This is a genomic window from Pseudomonas sp. (assembly GCF_035512415.1).
GTDB lineage: Bacteria > Pseudomonadota > Gammaproteobacteria > Pseudomonadales > Pseudomonadaceae > Aquipseudomonas.
Window position 1 is genome coordinate 35,586 of sequence record NZ_DATKDZ010000012.1, and the last position, 26,205, is coordinate 61,790.

Annotated in this window: 17 protein-coding genes and 2 pseudogenes; 11 read left to right on the plus strand and 8 right to left on the minus strand. The window is 63.8% G+C overall.

Annotated elements, in window-relative coordinates; genetic code table 11:
- Window positions 1–30 precede the first annotated feature (30 nt).
- On the plus strand, window positions 31–1,398 hold the full coding sequence (locus VMP31_RS05525) for a DUF1329 domain-containing protein (protein ID WP_325504900.1): 1,368 nt from the start codon (window positions 31–33) through the stop codon (window positions 1,396–1,398).
- Between the two features lie 261 nt (window positions 1,399–1,659).
- Window positions 1,660–4,395, plus strand: a complete 2,736-nt coding sequence (locus tag VMP31_RS05530; RefSeq protein WP_325504902.1) for a LuxR C-terminal-related transcriptional regulator — start codon at window positions 1,660–1,662, stop codon at window positions 4,393–4,395.
- Here the strand turns inward: VMP31_RS05530 and VMP31_RS05535 are convergent.
- Window positions 4,384–5,256 (minus strand): hypothetical protein, encoded by an 873-nt coding sequence (locus VMP31_RS05535; protein ID WP_325504927.1) that lies wholly within the window; start codon window positions 5,254–5,256, stop codon window positions 4,384–4,386. The genes VMP31_RS05530 and VMP31_RS05535 overlap by 12 nt on opposite strands.
- A gap of 87 nt (window positions 5,257–5,343) precedes the next feature.
- Between VMP31_RS05535 and VMP31_RS05540 the strand changes: the two genes are divergently transcribed.
- A complete protein-coding gene (locus tag VMP31_RS05540) occupies window positions 5,344–6,024 on the plus strand; it encodes a TetR/AcrR family transcriptional regulator (protein WP_325504929.1) in 681 nt (226 codons plus the stop codon).
- Window positions 6,025–6,101: 77 nt separating this feature from the next.
- Window positions 6,102–7,043 carry an alpha/beta hydrolase gene (locus tag VMP31_RS05545; RefSeq protein WP_325504904.1) on the plus strand — a complete coding sequence of 314 codons (942 nt, stop codon included), beginning with the start codon at window positions 6,102–6,104 and terminating at the stop codon, window positions 7,041–7,043.
- A 142-nt stretch (window positions 7,044–7,185) separates the two neighbouring features.
- Here the strand turns inward: VMP31_RS05545 and VMP31_RS05550 are convergent, their stop codons facing one another.
- Window positions 7,186–8,025 (minus strand): metal-dependent hydrolase, encoded by an 840-nt coding sequence (locus VMP31_RS05550; protein ID WP_325504906.1) that lies wholly within the window; start codon window positions 8,023–8,025, stop codon window positions 7,186–7,188.
- 372 nt (window positions 8,026–8,397) lie between these two features.
- Between VMP31_RS05550 and VMP31_RS05555 the strand changes: the two genes are divergently transcribed.
- From VMP31_RS05555 to VMP31_RS05575, 5 genes are all read left to right on the plus strand, one after another.
- Complete coding sequence (locus VMP31_RS05555) at window positions 8,398–9,417, plus strand: AraC family transcriptional regulator (protein ID WP_325504908.1); 1,020 nt, start codon at window positions 8,398–8,400, stop codon at window positions 9,415–9,417.
- A 2-nt stretch (window positions 9,418–9,419) separates the two neighbouring features.
- Window positions 9,420–10,067 (plus strand): MBL fold metallo-hydrolase, encoded by a 648-nt coding sequence (locus VMP31_RS05560; RefSeq protein WP_325504910.1) that lies wholly within the window; start codon window positions 9,420–9,422, stop codon window positions 10,065–10,067.
- 178 nt (window positions 10,068–10,245) lie between these two features.
- The gene (locus tag VMP31_RS05565; RefSeq protein ID WP_325504931.1) at window positions 10,246–10,899 is read left to right on the plus strand and encodes an OmpA family protein; all 654 of its coding nucleotides are present in this window, start codon (window positions 10,246–10,248) and stop codon (window positions 10,897–10,899) included.
- Between the two features lie 279 nt (window positions 10,900–11,178).
- Window positions 11,179–15,297: a PAS domain S-box protein gene (locus tag VMP31_RS05570; RefSeq protein ID WP_325504912.1), complete on the plus strand. Its 4,119-nt coding sequence runs from the start codon at window positions 11,179–11,181 to the stop codon at window positions 15,295–15,297.
- 49 nt (window positions 15,298–15,346) lie between these two features.
- Entirely contained in the window at window positions 15,347–17,497 is a 2,151-nt protein-coding gene (locus VMP31_RS05575) for a putative bifunctional diguanylate cyclase/phosphodiesterase (RefSeq protein ID WP_325504913.1), read from the plus strand.
- Between the two features lie 122 nt (window positions 17,498–17,619).
- On the opposite strand, the gene VMP31_RS05580 is transcribed toward VMP31_RS05575, so the two are convergent.
- The 4 genes and pseudogenes from VMP31_RS05580 to VMP31_RS05595 form a co-directional block, all read right to left on the minus strand.
- On the minus strand, window positions 17,620–18,525 hold the full coding sequence (locus VMP31_RS05580; RefSeq protein WP_325504915.1) for an acyltransferase: 906 nt from the start codon (window positions 18,523–18,525) through the stop codon (window positions 17,620–17,622).
- Window positions 18,526–18,753: 228 nt separating this feature from the next.
- Window positions 18,754–20,847: a phosphate acetyltransferase gene (gene pta / locus VMP31_RS05585; protein ID WP_325504917.1), complete on the minus strand. Its 2,094-nt coding sequence runs from the start codon at window positions 20,845–20,847 to the stop codon at window positions 18,754–18,756.
- Window positions 20,848–20,943: 96 nt separating this feature from the next.
- A complete protein-coding gene (locus VMP31_RS05590) occupies window positions 20,944–22,131 on the minus strand; it encodes an acetate kinase (RefSeq protein ID WP_325504919.1) in 1,188 nt (395 codons plus the stop codon).
- Window positions 22,132–22,492: pseudogene (locus VMP31_RS05595) on the minus strand (DUF3565 domain-containing protein). It lies immediately after the preceding gene.
- Here VMP31_RS05595 and VMP31_RS05600 point away from each other — a divergent pair.
- Window positions 22,461–22,946 (plus strand): peptidylprolyl isomerase, encoded by a 486-nt coding sequence (locus tag VMP31_RS05600; RefSeq protein WP_325504921.1) that lies wholly within the window; start codon window positions 22,461–22,463, stop codon window positions 22,944–22,946. The pseudogene VMP31_RS05595 and the gene VMP31_RS05600 overlap by 32 nt on opposite strands.
- 389 nt (window positions 22,947–23,335) lie before the next feature.
- A complete protein-coding gene (locus VMP31_RS05605; RefSeq protein ID WP_325504923.1) occupies window positions 23,336–23,818 on the plus strand; it encodes a glutathione peroxidase in 483 nt (160 codons plus the stop codon).
- Window positions 23,819–23,956: 138 nt separating this feature from the next.
- Here VMP31_RS05605 and VMP31_RS05610 read toward each other — a convergent pair whose 3' ends face one another.
- Window positions 23,957–25,288 carry a DUF58 domain-containing protein gene (locus tag VMP31_RS05610; protein WP_325504933.1) on the minus strand — a complete coding sequence of 444 codons (1,332 nt, stop codon included), beginning with the start codon at window positions 25,286–25,288 and terminating at the stop codon, window positions 23,957–23,959.
- A gap of 11 nt (window positions 25,289–25,299) precedes the next feature.
- Window positions 25,300–25,974 (minus strand): annotated as a pseudogene (locus VMP31_RS05615) (AAA family ATPase); the annotation flags it as partial.
- Window positions 25,975–26,205 lie beyond the last annotated feature (231 nt).

Below are 26,205 nucleotides of genomic sequence, written 5' to 3' on the forward strand. Positions count from 1 at the left end.
CAGACAGGAATTTTGAGGAAGAATATGCAGATGAAAACAACAAAAAACCTGCTGCAAACCGGTGTGTTGGCATTGTCGCTGATGGCCTGCAGCGTAATGGCTGCGGTGTCCTCGGACGAAGCCGCCAAGCTGGGCAAAAGCCTGACGCCGGTTGGTGCGGAAATGGGCGGTAACGCCGATGGCTCGATCCCGGCCTGGACCGGCGGCCTGCCAAAGTCTGCCGGTACTGCCGATGCGGCTGGCTTCCTGTCGGATCCGTTCGCCAGTGAGCAACCGTTGTTCACCATCACCGCGGCCAACGCGGAGCAGTACAAGGACAAGTTGACCCCGGGTCAGCTGGCGCTGTTCAAGCGTTATCCGGAAAGCTACAGGATGCCGGTGTTCCCGACTCACCGTTCGGCCGGCATGCCTGACTTCGTACTGGAAGCGGCCATGCGTAACGCCTCCAATACCAAGATGGTCGAGGGCGGTAACGGTCTGGAGAACTTCGAGCAGGCCATTCCGTTCCCGATTCCCAAGGACGGTCTGGAAGCGATCTGGAACCACATCACCCGCTATCGCGGCGGCAGCGTCAAGCGTCTGGTAACCCAGGCGACTCCGCAGCCAAACGGTTCCTACAGCATGGTTTACTTCCAGGACGAGTTCACCTTCCGTGGTGCGCTCAAGGATGCCGATACCAGCAAGCCGAGCAACGTGCTGTTCTACTTCAAGCAGCGGGTAACCGCGCCGTCGCGTCTGGCCGGTAACGTGCTGCTGGTGCACGAGACCCTCAACCAGGTCAAGGAGCCGCGTCTGGCGTGGCTGTACAACGCCGGCCAGCGTCGCGTACGTCGCGCGCCGCAGGTGTCCTATGATGGTCCGGGTACCGCCGCTGATGGTCTGCGCACTTCCGACAACTTCGACATGTACAACGGTGCACCTGACCGTTACGAGTGGAAGTTGAACGGCAAGAAGGACATCTACATTCCTTACAACAGCTACCGTCTGGACTCGCCGAAGCTCAAGTATGACGAGATCATCAAGGCTGGCCATATCAACCAGGACCTGACCCGTTATGAGCTGCACCGCGTCTGGCATGTGACCGCGACCCTGAAATCGGGCGAGCGACATATCTATGCCAAGCGTGACTTCTTCCTCGACGAAGATACCTGGCAGGCCGCGCAGATCGACCATTACGACGGTCGCGGTACCCTGTGGCGCGTAGCCGAAGCCCATGCCCAGTACTACTACGACAAGCAAGTACCGTGGTACAGCGTAGAGACCCTGTACGACCTGCTGTCCGGTCGTTACCTGGCTCTGGGTATGAAGAACGAAGAGAAGAGTGCTTACGAGTTCGACTACCCGGCAAAAGAAAGCGATTACACCCCAGCGGCCCTGCGCCAGGCGGGCGTACGCTGATCTGCGTCGCTGCTGCATAAGAAGCCGGCCCTAGTGGCCGGTTTTTTTATGCCTCAATTTGCGTCAAGGCGCGGGCGAATCGATGCCTCGAAAAGAGGCTGCAGGCGTCAGGCAGCAAGGCTTGTGGGGACTTTTTACGTTGGCGGATGGGGTGGTCGGCGCAGTCCGCCTCTGGCTGGCGGGGCTTCAAATGCCGGGATTAAGACGCTAGGCTGCCGGGCATTGGTAGTGCTGCTGCCTGACTGCTACAAGAACCGGCCGATGACTGATCTGTTCCGAATTTCTGGCTTTGTTGCTCCCGGCGCGGCGGTAGGGGGGCATTTTTACCGCCCGCCCTTGCCCTCCCGTTACGTACCGCGTCCGCGTCTGTGTGAACGGCTTATGGCCGGTTTGCCCGGCCGCCTGCTGCTGATCAGCGCGCCGGCCGGGTTTGGCAAAAGCTCCCTGGCAATCGAATTCTGCGAAGCGCTGCCCGAGCGCTGGCAAAGCCTGTGGTTGGGCCTGAACCCGCGTGACAGCGATCCCGGGCGTTTCCTCGAGCGACTGCTGGCCGGCTTGCAGCAGTTCTTCCCCGGGCTCGGCCAGGATGCGCTCGGTCTGCTCAGGCTCAGGCAGCGGCATCAGCCGTTTGCCTTCGAGGAATGGCTAGACGGGCTGCTCGACGATCTGGCCCTGCGCCTCGATCCGCAGCAGCCGCTGCTGCTGGTGCTGGATGACTACCATCTGGCCCAGGGTGCGGTGCTGGACCGCTGCCTGCAGTTTTTCCTCAACCATCTGCCCTCCGGGCTGGTGCTGCTGGTGACCAGCCGCCAGCGTCCGGATTGGCACCTGGCGCGTCTGCGTCTGTCGCGCCAGTTGCTGGAGTTGCACGAGCAGGACCTGCGTTTGACCGATGAGGAAAGTATCGAGTTGCTGGCCCGCCAGGGCGCGCAACTGTCGGCCGAATCCCTGGCCAGCCTTTTGCTGCGCAGCGAAGGCTGGGTGGCCGGGCTGCGCCTGTGGTCGCTGGCCAGCAGCGAGGCCCAGGAGGTCGAGGGGCGAACGTCGCTGGCCCACGGGGCAGAAGGCCTGATCCGCGACTATCTGCTGGAGGAGGTTATCGAAGGGCTGCCGGTTGAGGTGCAGGCCTTCCTTTACGAAACCGCCAGCCAGGAGCGCTTCTGCGCCGAACTCTGCGACGCTCTGCGCGATGCCCATGACAGCGCGGCCATGCTGCGTCACCTGCAGGCGCATCAGGTGTTTCTGGTGCCCCTGGACGAGCACGGCAAGTGGTTTCGCTATCACCATCTGTTCTCCGACCTGCTGCGCAGCCGCCCGGCCGGCGACGTGCTCCTGTCGGCCTCTGGCCTGCACCTGCGCGCCTGTCGCTGGTTCAGTGCCCAGGGTTTGCTCGATGAGGCCATCGAACAGGCCCTGCGCGCCGGGCAGCCGGATGTGGCGGCTAATCTGGTGCAGAGCCTGTCCGAGGAACAGCTGCTGGCCGAGCAGAATGTAGCGACCCTGTTGCGCTGGAAAATGGACCTGCCGGACAGCCTGCTGGCCAGCACCCCGCGTCTGGTGGTGCTGTACGGCTGGGCCCTGGCCCTGGCCTGCCAGCTGGATGCCGCCGAAGAGCTGGTCAACCAGTTGGAGCGGTTTCTCCCGGCCCCCAGCGCGGCCGAGCAGCAAGGCCTGCTGGCGCAATGGATGGCTCTCAGTGGGGTGATAGCTCGGGGTCGCGGTGAAAGCGAGCGGGCCCGGCAGTTCTGCGCCGAGGCCCTGACCTGCTTGCCGCTGGAGCGCTATGGGCAACGCCTAATGTGTCTGTCCAGCTTGGCTAATTTGGCGATAGTGCAGGGCGATATGTGGCGGGCTCGCGGCCTCAACCGCGAGGCCCTGGAGTTGGCGCAGCGGGTCGGTAATCCGCTGTTCGAAGCGCTGACCCATTACGACCGGGCACGGGTGCTACAGGCTCGCGGCGAGGTGCTGCGAGCGCTGGAGGAAGTCCGCCAGGGTTTGCAGTGCTTGCACGGGCTGTCGGCGCAGCGTCAGTACGCGGTGCGTGGGCGTCTGACCTTGTACGAGGGTTACCTGCTTAGCCTGCGTCTGCAGCCGCAGCAGGCGCGCCAACGCCTGCTGGCCGGGATCGCCGAGGCCCGCGGCTGCCGTGATGTCAGCCTGCTGATCGGGCATTGTGCTCTGGCCAGGCTGGAGGGGCGTTGCGGCAATCTTTCCGAAGGCTTTGCCCAGCTGGCCGAGGCCGAGCGGCTGATGCATATCTGGGATATCCCGGCGGTCTACTACCTGGCGATGATCACCCTGTGCAAGTGCGAGCTGTGGTTGCTCCAGGGGCAGAGCGAACTGGCCGGGTTCTGGCTCAACCGGCTGGCCCAGACCTATAGCGGCGAGAACGCGGCGGCGGCCCCTGAGCTGCAGCCGCAGCTGCCGCTGCATATCGACCTGCACCTGGCCACGCTCGAACGGCTACGCGGCCTGCCGGGTGAAGCCGAGCGCCGTCTGCGTGGCCTCAGCCAGCGTGCCCAGAGTGCGGGAGGGCAGTTGCTGGCGAGCATCGCCCAGGTGCAGCTGACCGTGCTGTTGCTGGACATGGGGCGTGAGCGCGACGCCCAGCAGCAACTGCGCAGTGCCTTGCAGGCAGCCGCGGGTGGTGGTTTGTTGGCTTTTCAGGAATTGCTGCTGCAACAGCCGGACTGGTTGCATCAGCAGCTGTTAATGCAGGCTCGCTGTCCGCTCGTCGATGCCCTGCTGGCCGCTTTGCCCGAACTGGGGAGCAACCTGGGGGCTGCTGAACAGGCCGTGGTCGAGGCCCTGAGTGCGCGAGAATTGGCGGTGCTGCAGTTGATTGCTCAAGGCTGTTCCAACCAGGAAATCAGCGAGCGTCTGTTTATCTCCCTGCACACGGTGAAAACCCACGCGCGTCATATCAACAGCAAGCTGGGCGTCGAGCGGCGCACCCAGGCAGTGGCGCGGGCCAAGGGCCTGGGGCTATTGCGCTGAGTCGGCTGGCGCGGGCACCGACAGATCGAGCGCCGGTGGCGCAGTCGGCAGCAGCTTGGCATTGGCCAGTTTGGCCTGTACGTCCTGCTGAATGCTCAGCAGCACCGGCAGCAGTTCCTGCATATTGCGCTGCACTTCGGCATAGGCATGTTGCTGCGCCAGTTGTTCGCAGCGCAGCAGCAACTGCTCGCGCACCTCGCCATTGAGGTTGACGAACAGCTCCGGTAGCTGCTTGCTCAGTTCGGCGCTGTAGAGCACCAGTTCTTCGCGGCCGAACTGCTTGGTCAGCCCCAGGTAATCCAGGGCGCTGGAGGTCAGCATGGCGGCGGCGGCCTTGGTTTCATGCAGGCCCTGTAGGCGTACGGGGTTTCTTTGCTCGCTCTGCGCCAGGGTCATCCAGAACTCGGTGGTGAGGGTGAACAGCACCGACTGCTGGCGCAGCGAGTAGCTCATCAGGCCCAGGGCCTCGGCGGCGTAGGGTTGCTGCGCGGCGCGGAAATCGAAGTACAGGCGCATCAGCTCCTTGAGGCGGAACAGCGCGTCGCGGGCTTCGTTCTGGCGCAGTTCCAGCGGTGCGTAGATATTCAGCTGCGGGCGGAAGTTTTCCTCGCTGACCATCCGTGCATAGATCGGCCCGGTGAATTCGCCGCTGCGTCTGGGCAGGGCATTGGCCTGGGTCTTGTCGACCTTTTCCAGAGCATCGAGCAGCAACTGATAGTCGGCGCTGTTCCAGGGTTTGTGGATATCGGGAATCTTCTGCCCAAGGTAGAAAAGCTCGGCGGCCTGTACGGGCAGGGCGGCCAGCAGAACCAGCAAAAGGATGGCCAGCGGTGATGCGAGGGGGCGTGATAGCGTGTTCAACACATCAATAATCCTGCGGATATGGCGTGGCCCAGAGTAACCAGCTTGGCCCTGCGCGTCACCCGCGCCTTGGTTGGGGAAACCATCATGCAGCAGGAATTGGCTGAGCTGGGTGCGGTGCAGGCGGTCTTCGAGGATCTGGGCGGATACGGCGCGCTGGCGCAGCAGCAGGAGCAGGGCGGCGAGGGCCCGCTGGTGGGGCATTTGCAACGTACCCATATCCAGCTGGCGGCCATCGCCGTGTTTGCCCGCAAGGGCCTGGCTGAGACCACGGTCAATGACCTGCTGGCAGCGGCCAATGTCTCCCGGCGTACTTTCTACAAATACTTCGAGAACAAGATGCAGGTGCTTGAAGGCATCTACCAGACCGCGGTCGCCCTGCTGCTGTCGCGCTTCAGGGAAATGCAGAGCATTGCCGGTAGCCCGCAGGCCTGGCTGCAGGCCATGGTCGAGCGCTATTTCGACTATCACCTGGCGGTCGGGCCAATCATTCGCCTGATGCAGGAAGAAGCCCTGCGCGCCGACTCGCCCCTGGCGGCACAACGGCAGAACGCCCATGTCGAGATGGCTCGACTGCTTGCCGAACGCTTGCACGGCGATAGCCCCCAGGCCGATCCACTGACCTATCGCGCGCTGCTCTGGGCGCTGGAAGCCGCCTCGCTGGATCTGCTCGGCCGCGCCGCCCGCCGTGACGAAATCGAGCGGGCCAAACAGGTGCTCGGCCAGTTGCTGATCGCCACACTGTGTCCGGGCTCAAGCTCAACCTAGGTTAGGCGTCAGCCGGGTACGCACATGCTCTGATAGGCCGGTGACTATTCCTATAACAACACTGTCGAGGTGCCTGCATGTCCGCTTCCAGCCTTTCGCTGACGCCGCCATTGGCGGCCGGTTTCGCCCGCCTGGGGTTCGGGGCCTTGCCCCTGGCCAATCTCAAGTCGCGCTATGGCAATGCCGCCAGCGGTTCACGCTATGTCGAGCTGGATGGCTTCCATCTGCACTACCGCGACGAGGGCAGTCGGGACAAGCCGGTGCTGGTGCTGATCCATGGTGTGGTGGCTTCCCTGCACACCTGGGATGACTGGGTGCCGGCCTTCGCCGCGCACTACCGGATTATCCGCTTCGATGTGCCAGGCTTTGGTCTGACCGGCCCAGCACCGGATGGCCAGTACTCGGCCGAGCGGATGATCAAGGTGTTCGGCTTGCTGCTCGATCATCTCGGGGTGGACAAGGCCTCGATCGCGGGCAACTCCCTGGGCGGCTATATCGCCTGGAACTTTGCCCTGGCCCAACCGCAGCGGGTCCACAAGCTGGTGCTGATTGATCCGGCCGGTTATCACATGCACAAGGTGCCCTGGATGATCGCCTCCGCGGCGTTACCGGGGGCCACACTGGCCATGCCGCTGTGGATGCCCCGTGCCCTGATCGCCCAAGGCGTCAAGGAAGTCTATGGCGAGCCCGGACGGATCAAGCCTGGGGTGGTCGAGCGCTACAACGATCTGAGCCGTCGCCCTGGCAACCGACGGGCGATGATGGAGATCTTCCGCCTCCTGCTTAAGGTCAACAAACAGGAACTGCAGGGCACCCCGGCACGGGTGGCGCAGATCCAGGCCCCGACCCTGCTGTTGTGGGGCGAACGTGATCGTTGGATTACCCCCAAGCATGTACCGCTGTGGCAACGCGATCTGCCGGGCATCCAGGTCAAGACCTATCCCGGGGTTGGCCATATCCCCATGGAAGAAATCCCCCAGCAGAGTGCGGCGGACGCCCTGCGTTTTCTTCAGGGCTAAGCATTGTAGGGTGCGCCGTGCGCACCAACCCAGGCCGCCGGGTGCACCCTACCATTTAAGCCGCGCCCCCTGAGCGCGCATGGCATAGTCACAAAAAAAGGGAGCCTTTCGGCTCCCTTGGTCGTTGCTACCTTACTTCGGCTTAGGCCACCTGGCTGTCCGGCTGCGCATCGAACTCGCGGCGGGTCTGGTAGAGCAGGTCCAGGTTGTTGTGCTGCCAGGGGTGGAAGTCGGCCCTGAAGAAGTCCCGATAGGTGCCGAGCAGGGGGCGGAAGACGCCGTGCTTGCCCCACATCCACTGCAGGCCGTCGCGCCAGACCCGCCAGTTCCACAGCAGGCCGTCCTGCTTGAGCATATGGGTCAGGCCACGGCTGGTGTCGAGGATAAAGAAGAAGGTGCCCATCAGCATCGCCCGACGCAGCAGCTTGCGGCTGCCGCAGACCTGGTTGTAGACATCGAAGGCCACCGCCTTGTGCTCGGTTTCCTCTAGGGCATGCCAGCGCCACAGGCGGGCCATGGTCGGGTGCGCCCCGGCCATATGGCGCGGGTCCTTGAGCAGGCCATCGGCCATGATCGCGGTGATATGTTCCAGCGCGGCGGTGGCCGCCAGTTGGCGTTGCGGCGAGAGCTTTTTCTGGATGTAGCGGATACGCGCCTGGGCGTGTTTCTCGATGCGGGTGATGTCGTAACCCAGGTCGCGCAGGCGGTTGCTGTACTCCAGGTGTTCGCGGCTGTGATGACCTTCCTGGCCGATAAAGCCGCGGATCTGTTCCTTCAATACAGGGTCTTCGATCTGATCGCGGTAATGCCGCACCGAATCGATAAAGAAACGTTCGCCATCGGGAAACAACGCCGACATGGCATCGAACAGGTGGCTCTTGAAGGCATCGCCGCTGTGCCAGTGGCGCGGCAGTGGATTGGGGAAATCGAAATCCATTTGCCGTGGACGAATCTGCAAACCTTCCGGGGTAGTGCTGGCCATGCTGACTCCCTGAGTCGGTGACTGAAGCATGCAAGCACTATGGGTGGATCCGCAGGCTTGGCAAAGGTTAACAACAGCCAATATTTCGGTCATTTATGGCCAAAAGCACCGAGGTCCTGGTTTGCTCAATGCCAGTGCAGATAGCGAATTGCGGTGCTGGGCCGCGCTGGAGACCGGGCCGATTTACCGAGTATTAGGTTGTGGCGAGCCAATAAAACGGTCGCGGAAGGTGGCCGTACTTTTGTCGGGCAGTCGAACTGCTTCGGCATAATTGGCACTATCGTGCCTTTATGGGCTTGTCGATTTTTGTCGTACAGGGGTATCTTCGATAAAAAAAATGAGTCATATATGGCCAGCGTCCCCAGAAAGCCCATGAAACCATCCCTGAATTTCACAGCCGAACTGGTACCTGTCGCCTACGCCGCCGCCTTGCTTGATCTGGTCGAAGAATTAGGCGTCGCACGGGACCAGCTGTTTGCCGCGGCCCGGGTGCGGCCCGAGGTGCTGGGCAACCCCCAGGGGCGTCTTTCCTTCAGCGACTTCACCCAGTTGAGCGGCTGCGCCCTACGCCTGTGCGATGAGCCAGCCCTGGGGTTGCTGCTCGGCCAGCGGCTGAACGTCTCGACCCACGGCATCCTCGGTTATGCCGTGCTGTCCAGTGCCAACCTGGGCAAGGCCATGCAATTCGCCCTCAGGTATTACCGGGTACTTGGCCTGACCTACGAGCTGGAAATTGTCGAGGAGGGCGAGCGGGTCGAGTTGCGCGCTTGCGAGACCATGCCCCTTGGCCCGCTCAGCCGTTTTGCCGCCGAAGGGCTGCTCGCCAGCCTGTACACCATCACGCGTTTTCTGGTGGGTGAGCGCTTGCAACAGGTGGAAGTGGGCTTTGCCCATGCTGCGCCGCATTATGCCGAGCGCTACGAGCGACTGTTTGGCGTGCCGGTGGCGTTTGATCAGCCTTACCACCGCCTGAGCATGCCCATTACCTATCTGGACCGGCCCATGGCCCTGGCCAACCCGGCCACGGTGCAGATGTGCGAGCAGCAGTGCGAAGCGCTGCTGGCCAGCCTGGACGTGCAGGATGGCCTGCTGACCCGGGTGCGCCGCCTGCTGTTGACGCGTCCCGGCGATTTCCCCGACCTGGCCAGCAGCGCCGAGGCCCTGCATACCACCGGCCGCAGCCTGCGCCGGCACCTGTCAGGCATGGGCACCAGTTACCAGCAGGTACTGGACGAGGTGCGCAAAAGCCTGGCCTTGCAATACCTCACCACCACCCATTTGCCGCTGTATGAAATCGCTTATCTGCTGGGCTTTAGCGACCCGAGCAACTTTCGCCGCGCCTTCAAGAAGTGGACGGGTAAACTGCCCAGCGATTACCGCAGTGAGGATTGACCATGAGTTCTGCCGCAGCCCCCGCTCTAATCCGCGAAACCTTCCCAGTAGGGCCTTTGCAGTGCAACTGCACCATCATCGGCGACCCCGTGACCAAGAAGGCCATTGTGGTCGACCCGGGTGGTAATCCTGAGTTGATCATGGCGCGCCTGGAGGCCCATGGCCTCAAGGTGGTCAGCATCATCCATACCCACGCCCATCTGGATCACTTCCTCGCTTCCGGGCAGATGAAGGAGAAGACTGGCGCGACCCTGCACCTGCACAAGGAGGATCAGTTCCTCTGGGACAACCTGGAGATGCAGTGCCGCATGTTCGGCGTGCCCTACACCCCGGTGCCGGCACCGGATCAGTGGCTGAGCGACGACGAGGAGCTGGCCTGCGGCTGTGGCGTGGCGCTGCATACGCCAGGGCACACGCCGGGCTCCATGAGTTTCTGGTTTCCCCAGGACAAGCTGTTGATTGCCGGCGATACCCTGTTTCGCCGCGGCATCGGCCGTACCGATCTGTGGGGTGGGGACTACAAGACCATTGAGCGCTCGATCAAGCAGCGGCTGTACAGCCTGGATGAGGACGCCACCGTGGTCACCGGCCATGGCGATGACACCCGACTGGGCGATGAGATGCGCGATAACCCCTTTGTCCGCGCCTAATCGAGATGGTTTCAGGCTGTTTTTCCGCTAATAGCCGCGCCAGACCAAAGACAAGACCGGCCGGCTGTCATAACCCTGTACCATCATGGACATCGGAATGAACTTAATGCCCTGACCTGACGTCTAAGGCGCAGGCAGAGACTGCTCTAACAACACGAAAGAAAAGGATGTATCGATGATGAACTTGCGAAATATGGCATTTGCAGCGGTGAGCCTGAGCCTGTTGGCGGGCTGTACCACCAACCCTTATACCGGTGAGCGGGAAGCGGGTAAGGCCGGCATCTATGGTGGTGTTGGGGCAGTGACCGGCGCGGTAATCGGGGCGGCTACCTCGAGCAAGAAGGACCGTGCCAAGGGTGCATTGATCGGCGCAGCCGTAGGCGGCGCTGCAGGTGGCGGTTATGGCTACTATGTCGACACTCAGGAAGCCAAGCTGCGCCAGACCCTGCAGGGTACCGGCGTACAGGTGCAACGCAACGGCGATGACCTGAAGCTGATCATGCCGGGCAATATCACCTTTGCCAGCAACTCGTCGGACATCTCCAGCGGTTTCTACCCGACCCTGAATTCCCTGCTTCTGGTGTTCAAGGAGTTCGACAAGAACGGTATCGACATTGTCGGCCATACCGACAGCACCGGCTCCCTTGAGCTGAACCAGAATCTGTCGAATCGTCGTGCCCAGAGCGTAGCGTCCTACCTCAGCGCCAACGGCGTGGCAGCCTCGCGGATCTCCTCCTACGGTGCGGGCCCGAGCCAGCCGATCGCCAGCAATGCGAGCGAAGCCGGCCGTGCGCAGAACCGTCGGGTTGAGATCAACCTGCGTCCGCTGTAAGCGCAACTGCTTCGAAAAATGCCGCGCCCCGTAAGGAGCGCGGCATTTTTTTGCCCGCTCGATGCTGATTCAGCGGCTCGAACGGGCTGCTCGACCTCCCGCCAGTCGCCGCTACCGTGGCCATATACAGTCGGTCGGCGGCTGTTTACCGCCTGTCGAGTCCAGGCACGTCGATCTGCGCTGATTCGATTTGTGACTAGAATCCTTTTCATGGTTCTGTAAGGCCCGCGGTGTGCAGGTGCGATCGGCCGCCGGGCGGGGAATGACACTGGAGGTCACATGGACGTCAGGCATAGCGCCAGCTCACGCAAGCCCTGGTTGCCGTTTGGGGTCACCCTGGCGTTGCTGGTTGGCCTGGGGGCGTTGATTCTCTGGCAGTGGCAGGCACTCGAACAGCGCAAACAGCTCGAGCGTCAGCAGCGCTTCGAGCTGGAGGCCGAGGACATCGGCCAGCGGGTGAAAAGCCGCATGCTGGCCTACGAGATGGTTCTGCGCGGCGTGTCGGGGCTGATGACGGGCCGCGACAACGTCTCCCCCGTAGAGTGGGAGCGGGCGCTGGAGCAATTGCAGTTGCAGGAGCGCTACCCTGGCATCCAGGCGCTGGCCTGGTCGCGTTATGTGCGTCAGGAGCAGCTCGATACCCTGCTGGCCGAGGTGCACGGGCAGGGCCGTGAGGATTATCGGGCCTTCCCACCGGGGCCGCGGGAACACTACCTGCTGATCGCGTACATCAGCCCGCTGGATTGGCGCAACCGCCGCGTCCTGGGTTTCGACATGCTCAGCGAGCCGATTCGCCTGGCCGCGATCGAGCAGGCAATTGTCAGGGGTGAAGCTACCCTCAGCGCCCCGGTCACCCTGCGCCAGGAAACCCAGGACAATGTGCAGGGCGGTGTGCTGCTCTATCTGCCGGTCTATCGGGTGGGGATGCCCCAGGGCACGCTTGAGGAGCGCCGCGCCGCCTTGTTGGGAATGGTTCATGGAGCCTTTCGCAGCCAGGACCTGATGGCGGGCATCCTGGGGGCGCAGAGCCGACGTTTCGATGTCTCGATCAAGGATCTGCAGGCCCCGGGAACCCTGCTGCTGAGCGACCGTGAACAGGTCCCCGGTTGGCAGCCGCGCTTTCGCAAGACGCTGGAGCTGCCGTTCTATGGCCGCAACTGGGTGCTGGAGGTAAGCAGCACGGCGGTCTATGAAGCGACGTTAATCAACCCCGGTAGCCACTTCAGCCTCTGGGCCGGCCTGGTGGCTGCGGTGCTCCTGGCCTTGCTGGTCGGTGGCTACCTGCACCTGCGCGAGCGCGAGCTGCAGGCTAGTCAGGAGGCCACTGCGCTGTTGCGCGAGCGTGAGGAGCGGTTTCGGCTACTGGTCGAGCGCTTGCCGGTAGCAACCCTGCTGTGCAGCGCCGATGGACGTATCGAGATGGCCAACCACAGCGCTGCCGAGCTGCTCGGCTGTACCGCCCAGCAGCTACTGGGGGAGCGGGTGCGGCGTTTTCTGCCGGCGATCGAGCAGCTTAGCCGGCTGGTCAACGACCAGGGCATGACCGAGCTGAGCGACGAATACCTGGCCCATCGAGAAAGCGGTGGCGAGGTGCCGGTGACCTTGAGCCTGAGCATGTTGGGGGACTCGGCGGGGGTTAACTACCTGCTCAATCTGGTCGATCTGCGTGCACGCAAGGGGGCGGAGGAACGTTTTCGCCTGGTGGTGGAGGCCTCGCCCAATGCCATCGTGCTGGTCGACAGCACGGGCCGGATTGCCATGGTCAACCGGCAGACCGAGCAGATGTTCGGCTACGAGCGTCAGGAGCTGGTCGGCCAGCCGGTGGAGAAACTCCTGCCCGAGGCGCAGCGCAGCGGCCATGTCGGCTTGCGCAGCGGCTATCAGGAGCGCCCCGAACCGCGGCGCATGGGCAATAACCGCGAGCTGTTCGGCCAGCACCGCGATGGCCATCTAATTCCCCTCGAAGTGGGCCTGTCGCCGATGCGCAGCGGTCTGGAAAGCTGGGTGCAGGCGGTGATCATCGACATCAGCGAGCGCAAGGCGGCCGAGCAACGTTTTCGCCTGGTGGTCGAGGCCTCTCCCAATGCCATCGTACTGGCCGATAGTGATGGCAAGATCGCCATGGTCAACCAGCAGACCGAGCAGATGTTCGGTTACACCCGTGAGGAACTGGTTGGCCAGTCGGTGGAGAAACTTCTGCCCCAGGCCAAGCGCGGTGGGCATGTCAGCATGCGCCGCGGCTACCAGGAAAACCCCGAGCCCCGGCGTATGGGCAGCAACCGCGAGTTGTTCGGTCAGCACCGCGACGGCCGCCTGATTCCGCTGGAGGTGGGGCTCTCGCCGATTCACGGCGGTGAACAAGCCTGGGTGCAGGCGGTGATTATCGATATCAGCGAACGCAAGGCGGCCGAGCAGCGCCTGCGCGACCAGGCCGAACAGCTGATTCTGGCCAATCGCTATAAATCCGAGTTCCTCGCCAATATGTCCCACGAGCTGCGCACGCCGCTCAACAGCATCCTGATTCTCAGCGACCAATTGCGCCTGAACAGTGCCGGCAACCTGACCGAGAAGCAGACCCGCCACGCCGATATCGTTCATCGCGCGGGCAGCGACCTGCTGCAATTGATCAATGATGTGCTCGACCTGGCCAAGGTCGAGTCCGGGCGTATGCAGCTCAAGCTCGAAGCGCTGAACATGCAGGATGTTCTGGTTGAGCTGGATGCCAGCATGCGGCCGATGGCCGAGCTCAAGGGCCTGCACCTGCATACCCGGCAGGAGGCCGGGGTGCCGCGGGTGATTCACAGCGACCGGGTGCGCCTGCAGCAGATCCTGCGCAACCTGCTGTCCAATGCCTTGAAATTCACCGAGCAGGGCGAAGTCAGCCTGGTGGTTTCCTGCACCCCCGGCGAGGCCGGCGATGGCGTCGAGTGGCTCAGCTTCAGCGTGCGCGACAGCGGTATCGGTATCGCCGCCGAGCAACATGAGCAGATTTTTCAGGCTTTCCAGCAGATCGACGGCTCCACCAGCCGGCGTTTCGGCGGCACCGGCCTGGGGTTGGCAATCACCCGTCAGCTGGTCCTGGCCATGGATGGCGAGATCAGCCTGCAAAGCGCGCCGGGGCAGGGCTCCTGCTTTACCGTGCGGCTACCGGTGCAGATGCTGCCCGTGAGCGAGGCGCTGCCCGAAGCCGCAGGGCCCCAGCGCAGCGGACAGGGGCCGGCGGTGCTGATCGTCGAGGACGATGACAATTTTGCCACGGTACTCGCTGAGCAGGCCCAGGCCCACGGCTTTACCAGCGTGCATTGCCGCACGGGGATGCAGGCGCTCAACCTGCTGCACAGCGAGCAGTTCGGTGCGGTGATCCTCGACATCCTGCTGCCGGATATCAGTGGCTGGCAGCTGTTCCGCCGTCTGCGCGGGCAGGCCAAGCATCGCCACACCCCGGTGCACATCATTTCCTGTGTGCCGCAGCCGGCCGGCTGGAATGATGACGGCACCCGCTACCTGGTCAAGCCGATCCAGCGTGAGGACCTGGAGCAGGTCTTCGTCGACCTGCAACATCTTGATCAGACTCCAGCGCCCCGCCTGCTGCTGGTGGAGGATGTGCAGGTCGAGCGGGAGCATTACCGCGAGCATTTGCAGCGCCTGGGCTTCACCGTACACGCCTGCGCCAGGGCCGACGAAGCGCTGCAGGCCTATACCGATAACGCGTTCAGCGCCCTGGTCGTCGACCTCGATCTGCCAGACCAGGATGGTTTCGAGCTGCTGCAGAACCTCGATCGCCAGCGCCCGCTGAACGGCACGCGGGTGGTGATCAATACCGGGGTGGATGTCACCCATCAGGCCCTGCAGCGCTTGCGCCGCTACAGTGCCGTGGTGGTGCACAAGCATGGTGCGGACATGCAGGCCCTGAGCCAGGCGGTGCAGGGCTTCCTCGGCGACGTGCGCGAACCGCAAAAGTCCGCGCCGCAGCTGAACGAGCAGGCGCTGCAGGGGCTGCGCATCCTGGTGGTGGATGACGATGTGCGTAATGTCTATGCCCTGACGGCCCTGCTGGACTCAGCGGGGCTGCGGGTTATCGCCGCCAAGGATGGTCTGGAGGCCATCGCCTGCTACCAGCGCGAACCCTGCGACCTGATCCTGATGGACATGGCCATGCCCAATATGGACGGCTACACCGCGACCGCTGTGCTCAAGAACGAGCATGGCTGCAGCATTCCGATCATCGCCCTGACCGCCCATGCGATGAAGGGCGATCGAGAAAAATGCATCGCCGCCGGGGCCGACGACTACCTGGCCAAACCTGTCAGCCGCGATGCACTGCTGGGCATGCTGGGGCGCTGGTTGGCGAGCCGCGACGGTTTGCCGGTGCCATCTGCGCCAGATGATCTAACCTGAAGCACAGCAGAAGTCCGTAAGGCGGCCGCCAGGGACGAGGGTGACAGGAATGGTACAGCTGCAGAATAGGATGGAGCAGGCGACACAGATTCTGCTGGTGGTGGATGATCGCCCGGAAAATCTCGAAGCGATGCAGGCCTTGCTCGAACATGGCGACTGGCAGCTGCGTTGCGTCGATGGCGGTGAGGCCGCCCTGCAGTGCCTGCTGGAGGAGGATGTCGGGCTGGTGCTGCTGGATGTGCAAATGCCGCATATGGACGGCTTCGAAGTGGCCCGCCTGATGCGCGGCAACCCGCGTACCCGGCATACCCCGATCATTTTCGTCTCGGCCATCGCCCAGACCCAGGACGCAGTGCTGCGCGGCTATGCCACCGGCGCGGTGGACTTTATTCTCAAACCCTTCGACCCCCATGTCTTGCGCCACAAGATCCACGCCCTGCTCCAACACGAACGTAGCCGCAGCGAGCTGTTGCACCTCAGCCAGCAGCTGGATTCGGCGCGGGCCTTCAACGCCTCGGTGCTGGACAATGCTGCCGAGGGCATCATGGTGGTCGGCGAGGATGGCCGCATCAGCTTTGCCAACCCGGCCATGGCGCAGATGCTCGAGGGCGCGGTCAGTGACCTGGAGGGCAGCGATATGCTGTCCTACCTGGTCAGCCCCGAGGTGACCTGTGAGTGGCGCATGTCGGAGTTCTATCGGCACTGGCGTCGCCACGAAGCCTATCGCCTGCACGAGGCCAGCCTGCGTACCCTGAGCGGCAGCCTGGTGCCCGTGGCGCTGTCCTGTTCGCCCTTGCCACGCCTGCAGCACGCCATGGTGGTTATGGCCCTGGATATGTCGGTGGTGCGCCGCCTGCATCAGCAGCTGGAGTCGCAGGCCATCACCGATGCCCTGACCGGCTTGCTCAACCGCCGCGGCTTCTACCAGGCCCTGGAGTCCTCGCTGTCGCGGATTCAGCGCAGCGGCCAGCGCATGGCGGTGCTCTACCTCGACCTGGACGGGTTCAAACGGATCAACGACTCGCTGGGGCATGCTGCCGGCGATGAACTGCTCAAGCGCGTCGGCGAGCAACTCAAGGCCAGCCTGCGCCCCTACGACCGCCTGGCACGAATGGGCGGCGATGAATTCACCGCCCTGCTCGACAGCCTGGAGCACCCCGAGGATGCGGCGCGGATTGCCGAGAAACTGATCGAGCAGGTGTCGATTCGCTACACCCTGGACGGCGTGGATGTGACCCTGGGGGCCAGTGTTGGCATCGCCTGCTTCCCTGAATGCGGGCAGACCGTGGAGGGCTTGCTGCGCGCCGCGGACATGGCCATGTACGAGGCCAAACGCACCGGTCGCCAGCAATACCGCTTCTTCTCGCCCGAAATGAATGGCCGCGCGCGCTCGCGCCTGATGCTCGAGGAAAGCCTGCGCAGTGCCATCGAGAACAACGACTTCGTGCTGGTCTACCAGCCGCAGATCTACCTCGCCAGCGGTCGCCTGCGCGGGTTCGAGGCCCTGTTGCGCTGGCAGCACCGGGCCGCCGGGACGATCGCCCCCGGGGTGTTTATCCCCTTGCTGGAGGAAACCCGGCTGATCAACCGGCTGGGCGACTGGATTTTCCGCGCGGGGGCCGAGCAGTGTCGGCGGATGAACGCCCAGTTCGGCCCAGACTCGGTGCTGAGCCTGAACGTCAGCCCCGTGCAGTTCGGCAGGGCGCAGCTGGTCGAGGAATTGCGTCTGGTGCTCGAAGAATTTGGCCTGCAACCCGCGCAGCTGGAGGTCGAAGTCACCGAGAGCGCGCTGATGCAGGATCTTAATACCAGCCAGGAGCAGTTGCGTCAGCTGCGCACGTTGGGGGTGAAAATCGCTATCGACGACTTCGGCACCGGTTACTCGTCACTGGCCTACTTGCGCCATTTCGAGCTGGATACCCTGAAGATCGACCGACTGTTTATCGCCAATATGCTCGACTCGCCGCGCGATGCCGCCGTGGTCAGCACCATTATCGACCTGGGCCGCCACCTCGACCTGGAAGTGATCGCCGAAGGGGTGGAAACCGAGGCCCAGCGCGACTGGCTGGTGCAGCACAACTGCGCCATCATGCAGGGCTTTCTGGTCGCGCCGGGCTTGAGTGCCGAGCAGGCCCAGGATTTTCCCGCGCAACTGGATTGGCACAACCTGCCGTCGTACCCGAGTCCCCCTGATGAATAGCCCGGCGGCAGGCTCGGTTGTGGGGCGAGCTTGTGCCCGTAGCCCGGATGCAATCCGGGGCGGTGGCATCCCGGATTGCGCCCAGGCTTATCCGGGCTACAACCTGCGTGATAGCGCGGTCTCTATTTCGGGCCAAAACGCTGCTTGAGTGCTTCCAGCTCCGCGTCCTTGTCCAGCCACAGCTGGTTGACCCACTGCTGGAAGTGCAGGCGATAGCTTTCGTCCTGATCGTAATTGCCGCCGATAAACTCCGCGGGAATCGGCAGCTTCTGCAGGCGTACCACCACCTTGTCGATACGCCCGCAGAGCAGGTCCCAGAAGCCCGGGTTGCCTTGCGGGTAGTGGATGGTGACGTTAACGATGCTGTGCAGCTGTTCGCCCATGGCGTCGAGGACGAAAGCGATGCCGCCGGCCTTGGGCTTGAGCAGGTGCTTGAACGGTGACTGTTGCTCGGCGTGCTTGGCGGGCGACAGGCGGGTGCCTTCGAGGAAGTTGAACACCGAGACCGGGTTGGTTTTGTAGCGTGCGCAAGCCTTGCGCGTGGTGGCCAGGTCCTCGCCGCGCTTTTCCGGGTGCTTGGCCAGGTATTCCTTGCTGAAGCGCTTCATAAACGGGAATTCCAGAGCCCACCAGCACAGGCCGATTACCGGCACCCAGATCAGCTCCTGCTTGAGGAAGAACTTGAGCAGCGGCATGCGTCGATTGAGCTGGTATTGCAGCACCAGAATATCCACCCAGCTCTGGTGGTTGCTGGTCACCAGGTAGGAGTGCTGCTTGTCGAAGCTCTCAAGCCCGGCGACGTCCCACTCGATCCGGCCTACCAGGTTCATCCAGAACTTGTTGCTGGAGATCCAGAACTCGGCAATCGCGTGCATCAGGAAGCGGCACAGGCGCTGCACTGCCGGGATCGGCAGCAGCAGTTTGAGCAGGGCCATGATAAACAGCGGCCAGCAGCAGATCAGGGTGTTGATGGCCAGCAGCAGGCCGGCGAGCAGGCCGCGCAGGGGGGCAGGGAGAACATGCAACATGGGGGCAGGTGCCTCCGAAAATGGGCGCAGGCTGCGTATCAGGCGTTTGCGCAGCCCGGGTATGCCCGGCTTATCTATGCCCGTGGTTTTCCACCACGGATCGGTCGGCGCACAGGTTAACGTCTGTGCACCGAACTGCAAGACTTTCGAAAGGCTGAAGATCGCCGCCGATCGCTGCCTGTTCCCGTCATTCGACGGTTCAGGCGGGGAAGTCCCCGTGCCAGAGCCCTACTGTGGCAGGTTGGCGGCCTGGATCGCGGTCAAGGCGATGGTGTAGACGATGTCATCGACCAGAGCGCCACGGGACAGATCGTTGACCGGTTTGCGCAGCCCTTGCAGCATGGGGCCGACGCTGACGCAGTCGGCGCTGCGTTGCACCGCCTTGTAGGTGGTGTTGCCGGTGTTCAGGTCGGGGAAGACAAATACCGTGGCGCGTCCGGCCACCTGGCTGCCCGGTGCCTTTTGCCGGCCGACGCTTTCGATGGCGGCGGCGTCGTACTGCAGCGGGCCATCGAGCAGCAGTTCGGGGGCCTGTTGCCTGGCCAGGCGGGTGGCCTCGCGAACTTTCTCCACTTCTTCGCCGGTGCCCGAGTCGCCAGTGGAGTAGCTGAGCATCGCCACCCGCGGCGGGATGCCGAAAGCGCTCGCCGAGGCGGCGCTCTGCAGGGCGATTTCCGCCAGCTCCACAGCCGTTGGGTCGGGGTTGACCGCGCAATCGCCGTACACCACCACCTGGTCCGGCAGCAGCATAAAGAACACCGAGGACACCAGCTTGTAACCCGGTGCGGTCTTGATCAGCTGCAGGGCAGGACGGATGGTGTTGGCGGTGGTGTGGATGGCACCCGAAACCAGGCCGTCTACCTCGTCCAGGGCCAGCATCATGGTGCCCAGCACCACGGTGTCTTCCAGCTGGGCGGCGGCCATCGGGGCGTTCAGGCCTTTGCCCTTGCGCAGCTCGACCATGGGCCCGACATAGCGCTCACGGATCAGGTCAGGGTCGAGAATCTCCAGGCCCTCGGGCAGCTCGATACCCTGCGCCCTGGCCACTGCGTAAACCTCATCCGGTTTGGCCAGCAGCACGCACCGGGCGATGCCGCGGGCCTGGCAGATGGCCGCGGCCTTGACGGTGCGCGGCTCGCTGCCTTCGGGCAGGACGATGCGTTTGTTTGTCGCCTTGGCCCGTTGCACCAGCTGGTAGCGAAACGCCGGCGGCGACATGCGCAACTCGCGCGGGGTGCCGCAGCGGGTGAACAGCCATTCGTGGTCGATATGGCTGGCGACGAAGTTGGCTACCGTCTCGGCGCGCTCCTTGTCGTCCACCGGAATCTCCTTGTTCAGGAGGTTGAGGCTGGTGGCGGTGTCGTAGGAACCGGTGCTGACGGTCATCACCGGCAAACCGCTCTGCAGCGCGCCGCGGCACAGCTCCATGATCCGCGGGTCGGGGGCGAAGTCGCTGCACAGCAGCAGACCGGCCAGGGGCATGCCGTTCATGGCCGCCAGGCTGGCGGCGAGAATGATGTCGTCGCGATCGCCTGGCGTCACCACCAGGGTGCCGGGCTTGAGCAGTTGCACGGTGTTGGCCACGGCGCGGGCGCAGAGCACGATCTTGAGCATGCGGCGCTGTTCGTAGTCGCCGGCATTGAGTACCCGCGCGCCGAGCAGGTCGGCGATGTCGCGGGTGCGTGGGGCATTCAGTTCGTCCTGCCAGGGAATGCAGCCGAGCAGGCGGAAGTCCTCGCTCTTGAGCAGCGGCGAAAGTTCCTTCAGGCGGTTGGCGTAGGCCTCCAGACCATCTTCGCTGCGCACCTTGTTGAGGATCAGGCCGAGCACCTTGGGGTCCTTCGGCCCACCAAACAGCTGGGCCTGAATTTCCACCCGGTCGCTCAGCTCGCCGAGGCTTTCCTGTTCCGGTGCCGAGACCAGGATCACCTCGGCATCCAGGCTCTTGGCCAGGTGGAAGTTGACCCGCGCCGCGTAGCTGGCCTGGCGCGTCGGCACCATGCCCTCGACTATCACCACGTCCTTGCCGGCGGCGGCCTGGTGGTAAAGGCTGATGATTTCTTCGAGCAGCTCATCCAGCTGGCCGTCACCGAGCATGCGCTCGACATGGGTCAGAGCCAGGGGCTTGGGCGAGTGCAGGCCGTGGGTGCGGGCGATCAGCTCGCTGGAGCGCTCCGGGCCGAGGTCGCCCTGGTGGGGCTGGGCAATGGGCTTGAAGAAGCCGACCTTGAGGCCGGAGCGCTCCAGGGCACCGACCAGGCCCAGGCTGATCGAGGTAAGGCCGACACCGAAACCGGTGGGGGCGATAAAGAAGGTGTGCATGGATCTTCCTTTATGTCGTAGGAGCGGGGGGACGCCTAGTTCCATGCCCGCGAAATGTTGTTGGCCTCTGTCGCGGGCATGGCCCGCTCCTACAGCTCAGGCTTCAAGCAGTTCCAGGGTATCGAGGGCAATCTGGCGTTCTTCGTTGGTCGGCACCACCAGCACCCGCGGATGGCCATGGGCGTGGATCGCCCCGGTGACGCCGCGCACGGTGCTGGCGTTGGCCTGCTCGTCGAGGATCAGGCCCAATAGTTTCAGGTGTGCGACGGTCTTGCTGCGGATCAGCGGTGAGTTCTCGCCGATGCCGCCGGTGAAAATCATCCCGTCGAGTTGCGGCAGGGCGCAGCTCATGGCCGCCAGGGACTTGGCCAGGCGGTAGCAGAACACCTCGATGGCCAGGGTCGCGCCGGCATGGCCCTGTTCGCGGGCCTGCTCCAGGCTGCGCATATCGTTGGACAAGCCGGACAGGCCAAGCAGGCCGCTGTCCTTGTTCAGCAAGGTGTCGATCTGCTCCAGGCTCCAGCCCAGGGTGCGCGCCAGATGGCTGTGCAGGTTGGGGTCGACATCGCCGCTGCGGGTGCCCATCACCAAGCCCTCCAGCGGGGTCAGGCCCATGCTGGTGTCGCGGCTCTGACCATCGACGATGGCGCAGGTCGAGCAGCCGTTGCCCAGGTGGGCCACCAGCCAGCTGCTGTTGCCGATGGGCAGGTCGGCCAGTTCGGCGGCGCGCTGGCTGACATAGCGGTGGCTGGTGCCATGGAAGCCGTAACGGCGCACGCCGTGCTCGCGGTACAGGTACTCCGGCAGGGCGTAGCGGTAGGCGTGTTCGGGCAGGGTCTGGTGGAAGGCGGTATCGAACACCGCCACCTGGGTCAGGTTGGGAAACAGTTTGATCCCCGCTTCGATGCCCAGCAGGTTGGCCGGGTTATGCAGTGGGGCCAGCGGCGCGGTGGCGCGAATGGCACTCAGGCTCAGGGCGTCCAGGCGGCAGGCAGCGGTGAAATGTTCGCCACCATGCACCACCCGGTGGCCGATGCCGTGCAACTGGCCGTCCGCGGCGCTCTGCACTAGCGGCAGGACCTGGGCCAGGGCGACGCGATGATCGGCATTGGGCAGGATCCGGCTGTCCTTTTCCCCGCCACGCTGCCAATGCAGCTGCGCATCCGGGCCGCCGAGGCGTTCGGCGAGGCCGCTGATGACAAAGTCGCTGTGGGCTTCGTTGACCAAGGCAAACTTGATCGATGAACTGCCGCAGTTGATCACCAGAATATTGCGGGCCGGCATTTACGGTTCCTTGTTCGAGGGGCTGTGCGTGGGGTCGGTACCGGTTTCGGCACCCTGATGTTCGGCGGTGCGCCAGCCGCAATTAAAGCGCTCGCCGATCCGCGCCTGGCGCTGTTCGGCGTCCAGGACCCAGGCGCGATTCTGCCAGGGCGGCTGATGGCGCAGGTGCTGAGTATGGCCGCAGGACAAGATTGCCAGCCAATGGCCGTGCTCGTCCTGACGGAAATCAAGCAGACGCACTGGGCCGTCCGTCTGCGCGCGGTTCGCTTTCGCGCTTGCCCTTGGGTAAACTTGCCCGCTCTTTATTTCCAAGCAAAAGGTCCTGCCCCATGCTGATCGCCGCCAATAAGGCCGTCTCCATCGACTATACCCTGACTAACGATGCCGGTGAGGTGATCGATAGTTCCGAAGGCGGCGCGCCGCTGGCTTATCTGCACGGTGCCGGCAACATCATCGGCGGCCTGGAAAAAGCCCTGCTGGGCAAGCAGGTTGGCGACGAGCTGGACGTTTCCGTCGAGCCTGAAGATGCCTACGGCGAATACAGCGCCGAGCTGGTAGCCACCCTTAACCGTTCGATGTTCGAAGGCGTCGACGAGCTGGAAGTCGGCATGCAGTTCCACGCCTCCGGCCCGGACGGCGGCATGCAGATCGTCACCATCCGTGAGCTGGAAGGCGACGACGTGATCGTCGACGGCAACCACCCCCTGGCTGGCCAGCGTCTGAACTTCAAAGTCAAGGTCATCAGCGTGCGCGATGCCAGCGAAGAAGAAGTTGCCCATGGGCATATTCACGGCGAAGGCGGTCATCACCACTAAGAACCCGTCTCGGATCTGCTGCGCGTCGGCCCTGCTGCGTTAAAAACAGGCTCGGCAAGCCGCTGGCGGCTAACGCGCTTTAGTGCGGCCCGAAGGGCGAGCGAAGCGAGTAATGCTCATGTACAAAAGTACACTCGTGTGCGAGCCCAGTCCGCTTCCTCGCCTGCCTTGACCAGCCGGAGGCTGTTACTACGTAGCGCCTTGCATGACTCTAGCTCGGGAGATCCGAAACAGATTCTAAGGTTTAGCCTTATGTCATAGCCGCGAGTCGACTTATGGTCGTATCAAGCGCTGGCTCGACTGCTAAGCTGCAACAGAAGAAAGGCGCCTTCAGATAGGCGCCTTTTTTGTCCGCTACGCGCGATTTCAGTGTTATCGAGGAGTTAGCCATGAGTGCCTTTCACGACCTCAACCTGCGTGCACTGGATGGTCAAGAGTTGCCGCTGGCCCCCTACAAGGGGCAGGTGGTGCTGGTAGTCAATGTCGCCTCCAAGTGCGGCCTGACGCCGCAATATGCTGGCCTGGAAAGGCTCTATCAGCAGTACAAAGCCCAGGGGTTCAGCGTGTTGGGCCTGCCGTGCAACCAGTTTGCCGGGCAGGAGCCGGACAGCGAGGAGGCCATTCGCGAGTTCTGCAGCCTCAACTACGGCGTGAGCTTCCCTCTGGGCAGCAAGCTTGAGGTCAACGGCCCCGAGCGTCATCCGCTGTACCGTCTGCTGGCGGGCGAAGGGGCCGAGTTCCCAGGCGATATCACCTGGAATTTCGAGAAATTCCTGGTCGGCCACGACGGCCGCGTGCTGGCGCGCTTCTCCCCACGTACCACGCCGGATGATCCGGCGCTGATCCTGGCAATCGAAAAAGCCCTGGCCTGACCGGCCATTTGCGCCAAGGCTGCGCACTCGCGGTGCACACCGCTTGTTCGCCGTCTGCCTTTGTAGGGGCCCCGCACCAAGAGCCTGCCGTCTGGGCTGGCGCACACGGCGCAGCCTACCTTGGGCCAAGGTGGGTTTTTACAGTACCCCGGCCTTTTTCCAGGCCAGATAGCTGCTCACCAGTTGTGGGCCCAGCTCGCTGGGACGGGCATCCAGCACCGGTATCTTGTGGGCGCTCAGGCGTTCATGCAAGCCGGCGCGGGCGTTGAGGTAGTCCAGGGTGCCGCAGTAGTCCAGAGCAGCAGAAAAATCCTCCACCGGTCGCTGCCGCAGGCTGTCGAGCACTTCTTCGCGCAGGCTGGCGACCAGTACCCGGTGCTGACGGCTGAGGCGCTTGACCGCGCCGAGCAGCGCCTGGTCGTCCTCATCGCGCAGGTTGGTTACCAGCACCACGAGGGCGCGGCGGCGCTGGCGGCTGAGCAGGTTGTCCACGGCAGCCGCGAAGTCCGCCGGCTGCTGGGTGCAGTGCAGGTCGTACAGGGCGTTGAGCAGCACATTGAGCTGGGCCTGGCCCTTGACCGGGGCCAGGAAGCGGTTGTGTTCGCCGGCAAAGGTCGCCAGGCCCACTGCATCGCCCTGGCGCAGGGCCACATAGCTGAGCAGCAGGCAGGCATTGAGGGCGTGGTCGAAGTGCGACAGCTCGCCGTCCTGGCTGCGCATGCGCCGCCCGCAGTCGAGCAGGAAGATGATTTGCTGGTCGCGCTCGTCCTGGTATTCGCGGGCAATCGGCGTGCGCTTGCGCGCGGTGGCTTTCCAGTCGATCTGGCGCAGGGTGTCGCCGTCACGAAATTCGCGCAGCTGATGAAACTCCAGACCCAGGCCGCGACGCGGCTGCTGGCGCACCCCGAGCTGGCTGATCCAGTCGTCCACCGCCATCAGTTGCGCCCCATACAGGCGGGCGAAATCCGGGTAGACGCGGGTTTCGCCGCTGACCGGCAGGTAACGCCGGGCACGCCACAGGCCCATGGGGCTCGGCAGGCTGACTTCACACTGGGGGAAGTGGAAATGCCCGCGTTGCAGCGGCCGCACCCGGTAGCTGGTGCGGGTCATTTCCCCCGGATGCAGGTCGACCCTAAGCGGCAGGTGCTCGAAGGCCATCTCCCCGGGCAGGTGGTCGAACACCTGCACATGCAGAGCGTTGGCATAGTCGTGGTGCAGGCACAGTTGTACTTCGCTCCAGCGGCCCAGGGGCAGGTTGCCGGGCAGCTGGCGTTCGAGGCGTGGCGAGGGCAGCAGGCGCAAACGCAGGGCGTCGACCAGGGCCAGGCCGAGCAACGCCAGCAGCAGGCCCCAGCCCAGTGTGGCGAAGCTGGCCGGTAGTGCCACGGCCAGGGCGTTGCACACCCCGAGGACGATGCCCAGGACGAGCAGGCCGGCCAGCAGGGCCAGCAGTAGCGGCGATGGTTTTATCCCAGCCAGTTTCATAGGCGCGGTGCCGGTACCTGATCGAGTAGTTGTTGCAACACCTGATCCACCGCCAGGCCTTCGATATCCAGTTCCGGCGACAGTCGCACGCGATGGCGCAGCACGGCCAGGGCGCAGCCCTTGATGTCATCGGGGAGCACAAAGTCGCCGCCGCGCAGCAGGGCGCGGGCACGGCCGCAACGCACCAGGGCGATCGAGGCGCGTGGCCCGGCTCCGATGCTCAGGCCCGGCCAGCTACGGGTGGCGCGGGCGATGCGCACGGCGTAGTCGAGCACCTGCTCGTCGATTGGCAGGTCGCTGGCGATCTTCTGCAGGGCCTGTACGTCGCGGGCCTGCAGGAGGGTGCGCAGCGGGGTGACTTCAAGCATGTCGGCTTTGCTCGAACGGGCCACCTGGCGAACCATGTTCAGCTCTTCGCTCTGCTCGGGATAGTCCATGCGCAGCTTGAGCATAAAGCGGTCCAGCTCGGCTTCGGGCAGCGGGTAGGTACCTTCCTGCTCAATCGGGTTCTGCGTGGCCAGCACCATAAAGGGCAGCGGCACGCCGAGGGCGCGGCCTTCCAGGGTGACCTGGCGCTCCTGCATGACTTCCAGCAGGGCGGCCTGTGTCTTGGCCGGCGCGCGGTTGATCTCGTCGGCCAGCAGCAGGTTGGTGAAGACGGGCCCTGGTGCGCGTGGAACCCTGGTGCGCGTGGAACTCGTTGCGTCTTCTGTTGAGGATCTCCGAGCCCAGGATGTCGGACCAGGTCGATCGTGAACTGGATGCGGGCGAAGGCGTGCATCGAGGGCGGACCGCGGTCATGCGCGAAGCCGGTCCGGCGCCAGCCAGTCGGCGCCCGTCACTCCACCGGCACGACGACGGTCCGCGCCTTGCGCTTCACCCACAGCTGCACCACCGGCCAC

Excerpts from the sequence above, each read along its gene's own strand:
- VMP31_RS05590 (WP_325504919.1), bottom strand. The coding sequence starts at position 22,131 with ATGCCGGCCCGCAATATTCTGGTGATCAACTGCGGCAGTTCATCGATC.
- VMP31_RS05525 (WP_325504900.1), top strand. The coding sequence starts at position 31 with ATGAAAACAACAAAAAACCTGCTGCAAACCGGTGTGTTGGCATTGTCG.
- pta (WP_325504917.1), bottom strand. The coding sequence starts at position 20,847 with ATGCACACCTTCTTTATCGCCCCCACCGGTTTCGGTGTCGGCCTTACC.
- VMP31_RS05540 (WP_325504929.1), top strand. The coding sequence starts at position 5,344 with ATGCAGCAGGAATTGGCTGAGCTGGGTGCGGTGCAGGCGGTCTTCGAG.
- VMP31_RS05555 (WP_325504908.1), top strand. The coding sequence starts at position 8,398 with ATGAAACCATCCCTGAATTTCACAGCCGAACTGGTACCTGTCGCCTAC.
- VMP31_RS05605 (WP_325504923.1), top strand. The coding sequence starts at position 23,336 with ATGAGTGCCTTTCACGACCTCAACCTGCGTGCACTGGATGGTCAAGAG.
- VMP31_RS05560 (WP_325504910.1), top strand. The coding sequence starts at position 9,420 with ATGAGTTCTGCCGCAGCCCCCGCTCTAATCCGCGAAACCTTCCCAGTA.
- VMP31_RS05575 (WP_325504913.1), top strand. The coding sequence starts at position 15,347 with ATGGTACAGCTGCAGAATAGGATGGAGCAGGCGACACAGATTCTGCTG.
- VMP31_RS05580 (WP_325504915.1), bottom strand. The coding sequence starts at position 18,525 with ATGTTGCATGTTCTCCCTGCCCCCCTGCGCGGCCTGCTCGCCGGCCTG.
- VMP31_RS05570 (WP_325504912.1), top strand. The coding sequence starts at position 11,179 with ATGGACGTCAGGCATAGCGCCAGCTCACGCAAGCCCTGGTTGCCGTTT.
- VMP31_RS05545 (WP_325504904.1), top strand. The coding sequence starts at position 6,102 with ATGTCCGCTTCCAGCCTTTCGCTGACGCCGCCATTGGCGGCCGGTTTC.
- VMP31_RS05550 (WP_325504906.1), bottom strand. The coding sequence starts at position 8,025 with ATGGCCAGCACTACCCCGGAAGGTTTGCAGATTCGTCCACGGCAAATG.
- VMP31_RS05600 (WP_325504921.1), top strand. The coding sequence starts at position 22,461 with ATGCTGATCGCCGCCAATAAGGCCGTCTCCATCGACTATACCCTGACT.
- VMP31_RS05530 (WP_325504902.1), top strand. The coding sequence starts at position 1,660 with ATGACTGATCTGTTCCGAATTTCTGGCTTTGTTGCTCCCGGCGCGGCG.
- VMP31_RS05565 (WP_325504931.1), top strand. The coding sequence starts at position 10,246 with ATGAACTTGCGAAATATGGCATTTGCAGCGGTGAGCCTGAGCCTGTTG.